Origin of the sequence: Pseudomonas oligotrophica, assembly GCF_021726475.1 — a bacterium.
Taxonomy (GTDB): Bacteria; Pseudomonadota; Gammaproteobacteria; order Pseudomonadales; family Pseudomonadaceae; genus Stutzerimonas; species Stutzerimonas oligotrophica.
Map to the genome: position 1 here is coordinate 603,058 of NZ_JAKJRU010000002.1, position 13,691 is coordinate 616,748.

At 67.1% G+C, this 13,691-nt stretch carries 12 protein-coding genes; all 12 read right to left on the reverse strand.

The window, feature by feature from the left end:
• Positions 1 to 49: 49 nt before the first annotated feature.
• The 12 genes from L3N39_RS06755 to dksA all read right to left on the reverse strand — a co-directional run bounded on the left by L3N39_RS06755 (position 50) and on the right by dksA (position 13,686).
• A complete protein-coding gene (locus L3N39_RS06755; RefSeq protein ID WP_237256503.1) occupies positions 50 to 925 on the reverse strand; it encodes an oxygenase MpaB family protein in 876 nt (291 codons plus the stop codon).
• A gap of 9 nt (positions 926 to 934) precedes the next feature.
• Entirely contained in the window at positions 935 to 2,599 is a 1,665-nt protein-coding gene (pgi, locus tag L3N39_RS06760) for a glucose-6-phosphate isomerase (RefSeq protein WP_237256504.1), read from the reverse strand.
• A gap of 203 nt (positions 2,600 to 2,802) precedes the next feature.
• Positions 2,803 to 3,183 (reverse strand): aspartate 1-decarboxylase, encoded by a 381-nt coding sequence (panD, locus tag L3N39_RS06765; protein ID WP_237256505.1) that lies wholly within the window; start codon positions 3,181 to 3,183, stop codon positions 2,803 to 2,805.
• A gap of 80 nt (positions 3,184 to 3,263) precedes the next feature.
• Positions 3,264 to 4,127 (reverse strand): pantoate--beta-alanine ligase, encoded by an 864-nt coding sequence (gene panC, locus L3N39_RS06770; RefSeq protein WP_237256506.1) that lies wholly within the window; start codon positions 4,125 to 4,127, stop codon positions 3,264 to 3,266.
• Positions 4,124 to 4,924 carry a 3-methyl-2-oxobutanoate hydroxymethyltransferase gene (gene panB / locus L3N39_RS06775; protein ID WP_237256507.1) on the reverse strand — a complete coding sequence of 267 codons (801 nt, stop codon included), beginning with the start codon at positions 4,922 to 4,924 and terminating at the stop codon, positions 4,124 to 4,126. The genes panC and panB overlap by 4 nt, the downstream gene beginning before the upstream one ends.
• Positions 4,925 to 5,080: 156 nt before the next feature.
• Entirely contained in the window at positions 5,081 to 5,575 is a 495-nt protein-coding gene (folK, locus tag L3N39_RS06780) for a 2-amino-4-hydroxy-6-hydroxymethyldihydropteridine diphosphokinase (RefSeq protein WP_237256508.1), read from the reverse strand.
• Positions 5,575 to 6,969, reverse strand: a complete 1,395-nt coding sequence (locus tag L3N39_RS06785; RefSeq protein ID WP_237256509.1) for a polynucleotide adenylyltransferase PcnB — start codon at positions 6,967 to 6,969, stop codon at positions 5,575 to 5,577. The genes folK and L3N39_RS06785 overlap by 1 nt, the downstream gene beginning before the upstream one ends.
• A 645-nt stretch (positions 6,970 to 7,614) precedes the next feature.
• Positions 7,615 to 9,024: a sigma-54-dependent transcriptional regulator gene (locus L3N39_RS06790; RefSeq protein ID WP_237256510.1), complete on the reverse strand. Its 1,410-nt coding sequence runs from the start codon at positions 9,022 to 9,024 to the stop codon at positions 7,615 to 7,617.
• A 60-nt stretch (positions 9,025 to 9,084) separates the two neighbouring features.
• Positions 9,085 to 12,039: a sensor histidine kinase gene (locus L3N39_RS06795; RefSeq protein ID WP_237256511.1), complete on the reverse strand. Its 2,955-nt coding sequence runs from the start codon at positions 12,037 to 12,039 to the stop codon at positions 9,085 to 9,087.
• Positions 12,023 to 12,199 (reverse strand): hypothetical protein, encoded by a 177-nt coding sequence (locus L3N39_RS06800; protein WP_016494744.1) that lies wholly within the window; start codon positions 12,197 to 12,199, stop codon positions 12,023 to 12,025. The genes L3N39_RS06795 and L3N39_RS06800 overlap by 17 nt, the downstream gene beginning before the upstream one ends.
• A 73-nt stretch (positions 12,200 to 12,272) precedes the next feature.
• Complete coding sequence (gluQRS, locus tag L3N39_RS06805; RefSeq protein ID WP_237256512.1) at positions 12,273 to 13,178, reverse strand: tRNA glutamyl-Q(34) synthetase GluQRS; 906 nt, start codon at positions 13,176 to 13,178, stop codon at positions 12,273 to 12,275.
• A 61-nt stretch (positions 13,179 to 13,239) separates the two neighbouring features.
• Complete coding sequence (dksA, locus tag L3N39_RS06810; RefSeq protein WP_237256513.1) at positions 13,240 to 13,686, reverse strand: RNA polymerase-binding protein DksA; 447 nt, start codon at positions 13,684 to 13,686, stop codon at positions 13,240 to 13,242.
• Between the last annotated feature and the right edge of the window lie 5 nt (positions 13,687 to 13,691).

The window sequence follows — 13,691 nt, forward strand, 5'->3', positions numbered from 1 at the left end:
TGGCATGCCGTCCGGGTTCCTCGGTGCGACGCCGATTACGCGCCGCGAATCAGCGTGGCGGCAGCCCCATTCGCCGTCTGGCACGGTGCACGGAGCCGTTGCGCACCGCCCAGCGCAGCAGCTTGGCGGTCAGTCGCACGGCCGTACGGACCAGCCAGCGACGCGCGGGCGACATCGACAGGCCGAACATCTGCTGGGCCCAGTGCGGCAGCAGGTCGATGCCGGCCTGCAGCATCAGCGCGGCGAAGGGACGCGCGAGTAGGCTGGGCGCCGGTGCGCTGCGCAGGATGCGGAGGATCTCCCCGGCGCGCTGATCGCAGCGCAGCTCGCCGCGGCTGGCCTCGAGGTAGCGTGCCACCGCCTGGCGGTCGGCGGGCACCGCGCTGGCGCCCAGCCGCCTGGCAATGTCGGCGACCTCGGCGTAATAGCGGTCCTGTGCCTCGCCCGGCAGGCCCGGGTTCAGGTAGCGCAGGTGCGCCTGCAGGAAGCAGCTGACCTCGGCCACGTGCACCCAGGTCAGCAGTTCGGGATCGGAAGCGGCATAGCGGCGGCCGTCCTCGGCCTGGCCGTGAACGGCGAGATGGATGTGGCGGACCCGCTCGATCAGCCGCTCGGCATCGTCACGACTGCCGAAGATGGTGCTGGCGATGAACTGCCCGGTGCGGCGCAGCCGGCCGAGCAGGTCGTCACGAAAGCTGGAGTGGTCCCAGACGCCGGCCAGCGCCAGCGGATGCAGCGCCTGCAGCAGCAGGGCGGCGATGCCTCCGGCCAGCATCGAGGTGAAGTCGCCGTGCACCCGCCAGCACACCGCGTCGGGGCCGAACAGCCCGGGGTCGCCAGGCGGGTTCAGGTAGTCGACGCCGGGCAGGGCCAGGCCGGTGAGGCTCAGTACCTGCGCTTCGATGCGCTGCCGCAGCCACTCCATGGCGGCGGATCAGCCGCGGTGGCGACCGCGGAAGTAGTCGATCAGACCCTGGGTCGAGGCGTCTTCGGCGGGCGAGCTCTCGAAGCTGGTCAGGCGGCCATAGACGCCCTTGCCCAGATCCTTGCCGAGCTCCACGCCCCACTGGTCGAAGGAGTTGATGCCCCAGATCACGCCCTGGACGAACACCTTGTGCTCGTAGAGGGCGATCAGCGCGCCGAGACGGCCGGGACTGATGCTTTCCATGACCAGGGTGTTGCTCGGGCGGTTGCCAGGGATCACCTTGTGCGGCGCCAGGCGCTGGATCTCCGCCTCGGCCATGCCCTTGGTACGCAGTTCGGCCTCGGCTTCCTCGCGGGTCTTGCCCTGCATCAGCGCCTGGCTCTGCGACAGGCAGTTGGCGTACAGCCATTCGTGGTGGTCGGCCACCGGGTTGTGGCTGACCACCGGGACGATGAAGTCCGCCGGGATCAGCGGCGTGCCCTGGTGCAGCAGCTGGTGGTAGGCGTGCTGGCCGTTGCAGCCGACGCCACCCCAGATCACCGGGCCGGTGTTGCAGGAAACCGGCGTACCGTCCTGGCGCACGCTCTTGCCGTTGGACTCCATGTCCATCTGCTGCAGGTGTTTGACGAAGTTGCGCAGGTAGTGGTCGTACGGCAGGAAGGCGTAGCTCTGGGCGCCCCAGAAGTTGTGGTACCAGACGCCGAGCATCGCCAGCAGCACCGGCATGTTGCTCTCGAACGGCTCGCTGCGGAAATGGCAGTCCATGCCGTAGGCACCGGAGAGCAGGTCCTTGAAGTTGTGCATGCCGATGGCCAGCGCGATTGGCAGGCCGATGGCCGACCACAGCGAATAGCGACCGCCGACCCAGTCCCACATCGGGAAGATGTTCTTCTCGCGGATGCCGAAGTCGATGGCCGCCTGTTTGTTGCTGGTCACCGCGATGAAGTGCCGGTACAGCTTCTCCTCGGTACCGCCCTTGCCCAGGTACCAGCTGCGCGCGGCCTGGGCGTTCTTCAGCGTCTCGAGGGTGCCGAAGGTCTTGCTGGAAATGATGAACAGCGTGGTTTCGACGTTGAGCTTGGCGGTCACCTCGCGGAATTCGCTGCCGTCGATGTTGGCCAGGTAGTGGGTGCGCACGCCGTGCTGGGTGAACGGCAGCAGCGCCTCGGAGACCAGCTGCGGGCCGAGGAAGGAGCCGCCGATGCCGATGTTCACCACGTCGGTGATGGTCTTGTCGCTGAAGCCGCGCCAGAGGTTGTTGTGGATGCGGGTGACGATGTCGGTCATCTGCGCCAGTGCCGCATGCACGTCGCGCATGACGTTGCGCCCGTCGACCAGCACCGAGTCGCCCATCGGGCGGCGCAGCGCGGTGTGCAGCACCGGGCGACCCTCCGAGGCGTTGATCCGCTCGCCCTCGAACATCGCGTGGGTGGCCTGCTCGACGCCGGCTTCGCGGGCCAGGTTGACCAGCAGCGCGCGGGTCTCGGCAGTGATCAGGTTCTTCGAGTAGTCGAGGAACAGCCCGCAGCAGGAAGCCGACAGTTCGTCGAAACGATGCGGGTCGGCCTGGAAGGCCTCGCGCATGTTGAAATGCTGCATGACCAGGCGATGTTCTTCCAGGGCTTTCCAGGATGGCAGGGCGGTGACATCGAGAGGGTGCTGGTAGTAGCTCATGGGGAGGCGGCTTCCTTTGCTATGTCGGGCCATCATAAGACGATGCATGAAGGCGGGGGCGATGCGCAGCCTGCGCCATCGTCGAGTCTGCTCTGACCCGTGCCTTGCCGCTGCGTTCCCGCCGGCGCGCCGTCGACCCGACTATACGAAAAAGCCCGAAGCACAGGGGGTGCTTCGGGCTTTCGGGGTATCGCCGTGGCAGGTCAGGCGACCTGGACGGGAATGGCGTTGCTGGTGTGGCTGAGGTCACCGTCGGCGCCCATGTAGAGGACGTGCGGCTTGAAGTTCGCCAGCTCGGCTTCGCTGTAGTGGGCGTAGGTGCAGATGATCAGCCGGTGGCCAACGCCGGCCTTGTGCGCCGCTGCGCCGTTCACCGAGATGATCCTGGAGCCTTCCTCGCCGCGGATGGCGTAGGTGGTGAAGCGCTCGCCATTGTCGACGTTGTAGATCTGGATCTGCTCGTACTCGCGGATGCCGGCGAGGTCGAGCCATTCGCCGTCGATGGCGCAGGAGCCCTCGTAGTCGAGTACGGAATGAGTCACCACGGCGCGGTGCAGTTTTGCCTTGAGCATGATGGCGTGCATGGCAGGGTCCTCCGGGGAGCGCAAGCGGCGCAGAGTGTGCCCGAAGCCTTGGGTGGGTTCAAGGCTGCGGGACGAAGGGTTCAGTGGGTGTCGGCGCCGGTTTCCACCAGCACGTTGTCGAGCAGGCGCGTCTTGCCGAGGAACGCCGCGGCGAGGATGGCCACCTCCCGCGAGGCGGCGTCGGCCGGCTGCAGGTCGACGGCATTGCGCACTTCCAGGTAGTCGGGGCGCAGGCCGGCCTGGCTGAGCTGGGCCAGGCCGCGCGCGACCAGCGCCGGGTAGTCGCGCTCGCCGCCGGCGATCGCGTTGCGCAGGTCGTTCAGCGTGCGATACAGCGCCGGTGCCCTGGCGCGCTCCTCGGCGCTGAGGTAGCCGTTGCGCGAGGACAGCGCGAGGCCATCCTCGGCACGCACGATGGGTTCGGAAATGATCTGCACCGGCATGTTCAGGTCGCGCACCATGGTGCGGATTACTGCCAGCTGCTGGAAATCCTTCTGGCCGAACACCGCGAGGTCGGGCTGGACCATGTTGAACAGCTTGCTGACTACCGTCGAGACGCCGTCGAAGTGGCCCGGACGGCTGGCGCCGCAGAGGCCCTCGGAAACGCCCGGCACGTGCACCAGGGTCTGGTTCGCCTGGCCGTGGGGGTACATTTCCGCCACGTTCGGGGCGAACAACAGCTGGCAACCGGCATCGACCAGTTTTTCCTGGTCCGCGGCGAGGGTGCGCGGGTAGCTGTCCAGGTCCTCGTTGGGGCCGAACTGCAGCGGGTTGACGAAGATGCTCGCCACGACGAAGTCGGCGCGCTGGCCGGCCTTCTTCACCAGGGCAATGTGCCCGGCGTGCAGGTTGCCCATGGTCGGCACGAAGCCGATACGCTTGCCCTCGCCGCGGGCGCGCGCCACGGCGGCGCGCAGGTCGGCGACGGTCTTGACGATGTTCATGCGGAGAACCCGTGTTCTGCTGCAGGGAATTCGACGCTCTTCACGGCGCGCACATAGGCGGCGATGGCGGCCGGGATGCTGCCGGTCTCGCCCATGAAGTCCTTGACGAACTTCGGCACGCGCCCGCTCAGCGACAGGCCGAGCATGTCGTGCAGCACCAGCACCTGGCCGTCGGTGCCACTGCCGGCGCCGATGCCGATCACCGGGATGCGCACCGCCTGGCTGATCCGCGTGGCCAGCTCGCTGGGCACGCACTCGAGCAGCAGCATCGCCGCGCCGGCGGCTTGCAGGGCGCGGGCATCGGCGAGCATCTGCTCGGCCTGGGCCTGCTCGCGGCCCTGTACCTTGTAGCCGCCGAAGAGGTTGACCGCCTGCGGCGTCAGGCCCATGTGGGCGCACACCGGGATGCCGCGCTCGGCCAGCAGGCGGATCGATTCGGCCAGCCAGCCGGCGCCTTCGAGCTTGATCATGTGGGCTCCGGCCTGCATCAGCGTGGCGGAGTTGGCCAGGGTCTGTTCCACGGTGGCATTGGCCATGAACGGCAGGTCGGCGACGATCATGGCGCCACGGTTGCCGCGCTTGACGCTGGCGGTGTGGTAGGCCATGTCTGCCACGCTCACCGGCAGCGTGCTGTCGTGGCCCTGCAGGACCATGCCGAGCGAGTCGCCGATGAGCAGCATTTCCACGCCTGCCTCGCACGCGGTGCGCGCGAAGGTGGCGTCATAGCAGGTGAGCATGACGATCTTTTCGCCCTTCTGCTTGAGCCCCTGCAGGGTGGTCAGGGTTACGTCTGGCATTACGCCGTCCTCTTCGTGCCTCTGAGGTCTGTTGCCGGCCGTGCGCGGCTTTCGCCTGCGACAATCGGTCCAGCGAAGGGCGCTTATAGTCGGGTTGACGCCCAGCTAAGTCAATGACGGGTGTTACCACCGTGTTACGGCCGTTACCGCCGCGCGTTACGCATCGGCCTCGAGCCGCTCCAGTCCGGTGAAGGGGCAGTTGGCGAGCAGCTCGGCCAGGCGGCGACCATCGGGCAGGCGGAACCCGGCCGGCAGCAGTTCGGCCAGCGGATAGAGGACGAAGGCGCGCGCCTGCATGTGGTAGTGCGGGACCTGCAGGCGCGGCTCGTCGATTCGCTGCTCGCCGAACAGCAGGATGTCCAGGTCGAGGGTTCGCGGCCCCCAGCGCTCGGCCTTGCGCTGCCGCCCCTGGGTCTGCTCGATGGCCTGCAGCGCATCGAGCAGGGCCACAGGTTCGAGCTCGGTATCGATGGCGGCGACTGCGTTGAGGTAGCGCGGCTGGTCGCTCGGGCCTAGCGGGTCGCTGGCATAGAAGGACGAGACCCCGGCGAGCCGGGTGCGCTCGATCCTGTCCAGCGCGGCAAGCGCTTCGCGAAGCTGGCGCTGCGGCTCGGCCAGATTGCTGCCAAGCCCTATATAGGCACGGTTCATCAATCGGACGCGGCCGGGGCGTCGCTGCCGCCGCGCTTGCGCCGGCCGCCGGAGCGACGGCGCTTGCGCGGTGCGGCGCCGTCCTCGCGGCTGCCGATGTCGCGGATCATGCGGCGGCGCTCGCTGTCGTCGACCTCCTGGTAGCGCGTCCACCAGTCACCCAGGCCGTGGGTCTGCTCGCCGGCGCTCTCGCGCAGCAGCAGGAAATCGTAACCGGCACGAAAGCGCGGGCTTTCCAGCAGTTGGTCGGCACGCCGCCCCTGGCGCCGAGGCAGGCGCTCCTGCATGTCCCAGATCTCGCGCATGGGAATGGTGAAGCGCTTGGGGATCGCGGTGCGCTGGCACTGTTCCCAGATGATGTCGTGGGCCGCTTCCTGCATCGCCGGGATCGGCGGCATGCCGCGGTCCTGCAGCTCGAGCACGCGCGCCGGTAGCGCCGGCCACAGCAGCGCGGCGAAGAGGAACGCCGGGGTGACCGGCTTGCCCTGCTGGATACGCAGGTCGGTGTTGATCAGCGCGTTGCGGATCAGCGTCTCGGCATACTCGGGGTTGCGCTCCATGGCCGCGGCGCTGGCGGGGAACAGCGGGGCGAAGAGTCCATATTCCTGCAACAGGTCGAAGGTGCGCTCGGCACTGCCGCCGAGGAACAGCTTGAGGACTTCCTCGAACAAGCGTGCGGCGGGGATGTCCTCCAGCAACTCGGCCAGTTCATGGATGGGTTCGGCGCTGTGCCGCTCGATCTCGAAGTCCAGCTTGGCGGCGAAGCGCACGGCACGCAGCATGCGCACCGGGTCTTCCTGGTAGCGCTGCTCGGGGTCGCCGATCAGGCGCACCAGGCGGTTGCGGATGTCGTGCACGCCGTGGGTATGGTCGAGGATGCGCTCGCTGCTGGGGTCGTAGTACAGCGCGTTGATGGTGAAGTCGCGCCGCTGGGCATCGTCTTCCAGCGTGCCGTAGACGTTGTCGCGCAGGATGCGGCCGCTCTCGTTGCGCGCCGCCTGGTGGCGGTCCTGCTCGTCATCCTCCTGCGGATGGCCGGCGCGGAAGGTCGCCACCTCGATGATCTCGCGGCCGAAGTGCACGTGGACCAGCTTGAAGCGGCGGCCGATCACCCGTGCGTTGCGGAATTCCGCCCGGACCTGCTCCGGCGTTGCGCTGGTGGCGACGTCGTAGTCCTTGGGGTCGAGCTGCAGCAGCAGGTCGCGCACGCAGCCACCGACCACGTAGGCCTCGTAGCCAGCCTGTTGCAGGCGCTCGACCACACTCACCGCATGACGGCTGATTTCGTTGCGATGCAGCGAGTGTTGCCGGCTGGTCAGTATTTCGGGAGCGCGACGGGCATGCGGGATGCGACGCAGGGGAAGGCGAAATGACTGGAACAGCTTTTTCAGCATGAGAGGTACTGTAGGCAGGATGGCGGATCGGCATGCGAATGCCGGCAAACGTGCACGGATTCTAGCATCCGGCAGCAGGCGATGGTGCAGGAAGGAGGCGGGGGTGTCAAAACTGTGAGCGGATAGCACAGAGGGGAGCCTAGGCTCCCCTCTGGAAATTTTGTCGCGTGCTGTTGTTATTGTTCGCAGGCGTTTGTTCTTGTTTTCGCCTGTCCCCGCGGTCAGTCCCTGCGGGGAAGCGCTCCGAAAGGGAGCCAATAGCAAACGGATTTCTTTGGTCGCTGAGTTGCCGATTGCCGGTACGGGCACTGCTCAGGCAGTTCTTGTTGTTCTCGGTCCGGTCAGCTGGCCAGGGGCCGTGGCAAGTCCTCTCCAAAAGAATCAGTTAGCTGCGCCTCCGCGTTGTTGTCGTTGTTTTGCTGGAGTCGTTACGTCTTGTTCTTATTGTGGGGTCGCTTGTTATTGTTGTTGTGCCAATAAGAAAGCAGATGCCGTGCCAGTTTTTAAAAACCCTTTAAATTCAATGAGTTGACCGCATTTGGTTGCCGCGAGGCATAAAAAAACCGGGTTCGTCGTTACCGATGAACCCGGTTTGCTGTTACGCGTGGAGCAGGGCGGTAACACCCTGCGGGGCACCTGGCCCGGTCAGCTGGCAGCGCCTGACTTGCGGCGCGGTATACCCAGGCGCTGGCGCCGCTCCCACAGGCACTTGCGGCTGATGCCCAGCTTGCGCGCCAGTTCGGTCTCGGTCATGTGGTCCTGGTGTTCGAGGACGAAGTGCTGGAAGTAGTCTTCCAGCGACAGGTCCTCGGTCGGCTCGCTGGCGGCGCTGGCCGATAGCGGCGTGCATTCGCCTTCGAAGTCGTCGTCGAGGTCGTCGATCTCGATGTCGATGCCCAGCAGGTCGGCGTTGATTTCCGTACCCTCGCTGAGGATCGCAGCCCGCTCGATGGCATTTTCCAGTTCACGCACGTTGCCGGGCCAGGCGTAGTGGCGGATCGCCTGCTCGGCCTCGCGGGAGAAGCGCATCGCTTCGCTGCCCATGCGCTGGCACTGGCGGTCGAGAAAGGCGTTGGCGATCTCCAGCACGTCGTTGCCGCGCTCGCGCAGTGCCGGCAGCTTGAGCGCGATGACGTGCAGCCGGTAGTAGAGGTCTTCGCGGAACTGGCCGGTCTTGGCCAGCGTCTTCAGGTCGCGATGGGTCGCGGCGATCAGGCGCACGTCGACCTTTTGCGAATGGACCGAGCCGACGCGGCGGATCTCGCCCTCCTGCAGCACGCGCAGCAGGCGCGCCTGGGCTTCGAGTGGCAGCTCGCCGATCTCGTCGAGGAACAGGGTGCCGCCGTCAGCCGCCTCCACCAGGCCGGCACGCCCGGCGCTGGCGCCGGTGAAGGCGCCCTTCTCGTGGCCGAACAGCTCGGATTCGATCAGGGTTTCCGGAATGGCTGCGCAGTTCACCGAGATCATCGGCGCCTTGGCGCGGCGCGAGAGGTTATGCAGGGCGCGGGCGACCAGCTCCTTGCCGGTGCCCGACTCGCCCTGGATCAGCACGTTGGAATCGGTTGGCGCGACCTTGCGGATCTTGCCGAACAGGTCGAGCATCGGCGGGCAGTGGCCGATGATGCCGATGTCGGCCGCATCGCTGGCGACGCCGGCCGGGGCGGATGCCGTCTCGCGCGCTGCGATGGGTTGGCTCGCGGCCTGTTGGCGGTCGCTGAGGATGCGCGCGACGGTCTGCAGCATCTCGTCGTGGTCGAACGGCTTGGCGATGTAGTCGACCGCGCCGAGCTTCATGGAATCCACCGCCGAGCGCAGGCTGGCGTAGCTGGTCATGATCAGCACGGGCGTGCCTTCGGCCAGCCTGATCAGCTCGGTGCCCGGCGCGCCGGGCAGGCGCAGGTCGCTGACGATCAGATCGAAGGCCGGGATGCTGTAGCGCTCCTGCGCCTCCTGCACCGAGCCTGCCTCGCTGACCTCGTAATGATTGCGTTCGAGCAGCCGGCGCAGGGCGGAGCGGATGATGGTTTCGTCTTCGACGATCAGGATATGTGACATCAGTACTCTCTCGACGGTCTGGAGGCGCATCGGCCCGGGGCCGATACGACGGGCGCCTCTTCAACTTGCGGCATGCGACGCCTCGACATGCCGCGGCAGGGTGATGCGGAACCGGGTGCCGCGCTGGGTCAGCGGGTCGGCCGGGCTGTCGATATCGATCTGGCCATAATGCTCTTCCACGATCGAATAGACCAGCGCAAGGCCCAGGCCGGTGCCTTCGCCGGGATCCTTGGTGGTGAAGAACGGCTCGAACAGGCGGTCCTGGATGGCCTTGGGAATCCCGCAGCCCTCGTCCTCGACGATCAGGTAGACGGTCTGCTCGGCCTGCTCGCTGCTGACGCGAATGGTGCCGCCGGCGGCGGAGGCGTCGCGGGCGTTGGACAGCAGGTTGATCACCACCTGGGCCAGGCGCTGGGCATCGCCCTCGGCCAGGTGCCCGGCGTCGCAGAGGTTGACGAAGTTGACCTCGGTGCGCTCGCGGTTGAGCGAGAGCAGGGCGATGGCTTCCTGGGTGATGTCGCGCAGGCTCACCGGGTACAGGCTCTGCTGGCGCCCGCCGGCATGGGCGAAGCTCATCAGCGATTGCACGATGCGCGAGACGCGCTTGGTCTGCTCGATGATCTGGCTGCTGATCTCGGTGATCTCGCCGTCGTCCTCGCGCTCTTCACGCAGGTTCTGCGCCAGGCAGGCGATGCCGGTGATCGGATTGCCGATCTCGTGGGCGACCCCGGCCGCCAGCCGGCCGATGCTGGCCAGGCGCTCGGAGTGCACCAGGCGGTCCTCCAGCTCCTGGGTTTCGGTGAGGTCCTCGACCAGCAGCACCAGGCCGCTGTTGCCCGGCGCCAGGGGCTCGGCGATCGCCGCCTTGTGCAGGTTCAGGCAGCGCCGCGCGCCGTCGAGCGAGAGGCGCTTCTTGTGCAGGTGCTCGTCGGGCTGGTCGATGAAGTCGGCCAGCAGGCTGCGCCAGGGTTCGGCGATAGTCGGCAGGCGCGAGCCCACCACCTGCAGCGCAGGAATGCCGGTCAATTCTTCCAGCGCGCGGTTCCACATGAGGATTTCCTGGTCCTTGGCCAGCGAGCAGACGCCCATCGGCAGCTCCTGCAGGGTCTGGCGATGGTAGCGGCGCAGGGCGTCGAGTTCGGCGGCCAGGCCGGTGAGGCGCGAGTGGTAGTCCTCCAGGCGGCTCTCGATGAAGTGGATGTCCTCGGTGACGTAGCCCTCGGCGCCGTTCTTGTAGGGCAGGAAGGTCTCGACGAGGTCCTGGGCGACGCTGGGGCCCATCAGGCCCGAGAGGTTGGCCTCGAGGCGGTCGCGCAGGCGACGCAGGGCGTAGGGGCGATGTTCGTCGAAGGGCATCTGCAGGTCGCGCAACGCCTGCTCCACCTCGCGCTGGGCGATCTTGGCCCCCAGCGGCTTGGCCAGCTGGGCGGCGAACTCCTGCGGCGAGGCGGCCATCAGTTCGCGGCGCTGCGGACGACGCAGGTTCTCCACGGCGCAGGCTTCGGCGGCGCTCTGTTCCTCCGTGCTGCTGTCGGTGAACAGCGAGACCAGGGTGAAGGCCAGCACGTTGACCGCCAGCGAGGCGATCGCTGCCAGGTGCCAGCTGGTGTCGTCGAGCACGTAGACCAGGTTGAACAGCGGGATGTAGAAGCCGTCCAGGTTGCCCACCAGCGGCAGCAGCATGGTGGTGATCCAGACGCCGATCCCGGCCACCAGCCCGGCGATGAAGCCGCGGCGGTTGGCGGTCGGCCAGTAGAGCACCGAGAGCACGCCGGGAAGGAACTGCAAGGTGGCGACGAAGGCGACGATGCCCAGGTTGGAGAGGTCCTGCTCGGCGCCGAGCAGCAGGTAGAAGCCGTAGCCGGCGAGGATGATCGCCAGGATCAGGCTGCGCCGCGTCCACTTCAGCCAGCGGTAGATGTTACCTTCGGAGGAGGGCTGGTAAAGCGGCAGCACCAGGTGGTTGAGCGCCATGCCCGAAAGCGCCAGGGTGCTGACGATGATCAGCCCGCTGGAGGCCGACAGGCCGCCGACAAAGGCGAGCAGGGCCAGGGTCTCGTTGCCGGCGGCGATGCCCAGGCCGAGGGTGAAGTATTCCGGATTGGTGCTCACGCCCAGCTTCAGGCCGGCCCAGAGGATCAGCGGCACGGCCAGGCTCATCAGCAGCAGGTACAACGGCAGGCCCCAGCTGGCGCTGACCAGCGCCCGCGGGTTGAGGTTCTCGGCGAAGGTCATGTGGAACATGTGCGGCATGACGATCGCCGAGGCGAAGAACACCAGCAGCAGCGTGCGCCAGGGGCCTTCCTGCAGCGGTGTGTGCAGCGCCTGCAGCGCCGACTGGTTCTGCAGCAGCCAGAGCTCGAGCTGGTGCGGGCCGCCGAACACCACATACAGCGAGTAGAGGCCGATGGCACCGAAGGTGGCCAGCTTGACCACCGATTCGAAGGCGATGGCGAACACCAGGCCCTGGTGCTTCTCGCGGGCGGCGATGTGGCGCGCGCCGAAGAGCACGGTGAACAGCATGATCAGCGCGCAGTAGCCGAGCGCGACCCGTTCCTGCATCGGCTCCAGGGTGAGGATGCCGATGGCGTCGGCCACCGCCTGGATCTGCAGGGCGAGCAGCGGCAGCATGCCGATCAGCATGACCACGGTGGTCAGTGCGCCGGCCCAGGTGCTGCGGAAGCGGAAGGCAAAGAGGTCGGCCAGCGAGGCCAGCTGGTAGGTGCGGGTGATGCGCAGGATCGGGTAGAGCAGCACCGGCGCCAGGAGGAAGGCGCCGCATACGCCGAGGTAGGTGGCAAGGAAGCCGTAGCCGTACTGGTAGGCCAGCCCGACCGTGCCGTAGAAGGCCCAGGCGCTGGCATAGACGCCCAGCGAGAGCGTGTAGGTCAGCGGGTGGCGGATGATCGCCCGCGGGATCAGGCCGCGCTCGCTGAACCAGGCGACGCCGAACAGGGCCAGCAGGTAGGCGGCGCTGATCAGCACCAGGTGGCTGAGGCTAAAGTTCGTCGGCATCGCGCTGGCTCTGCAGGATGAAGGTGACCACGATGAGGATCAGCCATAGCAGGTACGGCCGGTACCAGGCGCCGTCGGGGTCGATCCACCAGTCCATGATGGCCGGGGAGAACAGGTAGATGCCCACCACCAGGAGCAGTACCAGTCGGTAGATGTACATACGCGCGACAAGCCTCAAGCAGCAAGCTGCCAGTTATAAGCGCTGCGTCGCTGCTTGGCGAGTCTTGACCGCGTCAGCGCAATTGCGCTTCGGCCAGCGTCAGGCTGTGCGGGATGCGCGCGGCATCCCAATGGGCGATGCCCCAGGCCAGCACTTCGCCGGGAGCCGCGCCGGCCAGTTCGGCCGCCGGTTGTTGCCCCAGGGCACGCAATGCGCGTAACAGCAGCGGGCCGGCCTGGTCCGCGGCGAGTGGCGGCGAGCGGTAGGACTTGCCCAGCTTGTGGCCGTCCGGCTGGATGATCAGCGGCACGTGCAGGTAGCGCGGTTGCGGCAGTCCGAGCACCTCCTGCAGGTACAGCTGGCGCGGCGTCGAGTCGAGCAGGTCGGCGCCGCGCACCACGTCGGTGATGCCCTGCCAGGCGTCGTCGAGCACCACCGCCAGCTGGTAGGCGATCAGTCCGTCGCGCCGGCGAATGACGAAATCGCCCACCTCGCGGCCCAGCTGCTGGCGAAACTCGCCCTGTACGCGGTCGCTGAAGGCGTATACCCGCTCGGGGACGCGCAGGCGGATCGCGGCGCCTTCCAGGGGCAGGCCGGCGTTGCGGCAGAACCCGGGATAGACGCCGGCATGGCCCTGCAGCTTCTTGCGCGAGCAGTGGCACGGGTAGGCCAGGCCGCGCTCGAGCAGGCGCTCGATCACCCTGTTGTACGTGTCCAGCCGTTCGCTCTGGCGCACCACCGGGCCGTCCCATTCGAAGCCGTAGCGCTCCAGCGTCTGCAGGATGGCCTGTTGCGCACCGGGCATCTCGCGCGGCGGATCGAGGTCTTCCATGCGCAGCAGCCAGCGGCCGGCGACGGCGCGTGCATCGAGGTAGGAGGCCAGGGCGGCGACCAGCGAGCCGAAGTGCAGGTAGCCGCTGGGGGTCGGTGCGAAGCGCCCGACATAAGGCTGGGAGGAGAGTGGGGTGGGCGCGGACATGACGGCCGGGAAGGCGTATCAGGCGGGAAAACAAGCGGGGCGCCTAGGCGCCCCGTTGGGATCAGGAACCGAGTTGCTTTTCCTTGATCTCGGCCAGCGTCTTGCAGTCGATGCACAGCGTGGCGGTCGGGCGGGCTTCGAGGCGGCGGATGCCAATCTCCACGCCGCAGGACTCGCACCAGCCGTACTCGTTGTCCTCGATCAGCTGCAGGGTTTCGTCGATCTTCTTGATCAGCTTGCGCTCGCGGTCGCGGGCACGCAGCTCCAGGCTGAATTCCTCTTCCTGGCTGGCGCGGTCGGCCGGATCCGGGAAGTTGGCAGCCTCGTCCTGCATGTGGTGCACGGTGCGATCGACTTCCTCCATCAGCTCCTGCTTCCACTTGTTCAGGATGCCGGTGAAATGAGCGCGCATCTTGTCGCTCATGTACTCCTCGCCGGGGGATTCCTTGTACGGCTCGAAGGCGCGAATCAGTTGACTGCTAGTCGGTGTCGCTTTGGTAATGGGCATGGATG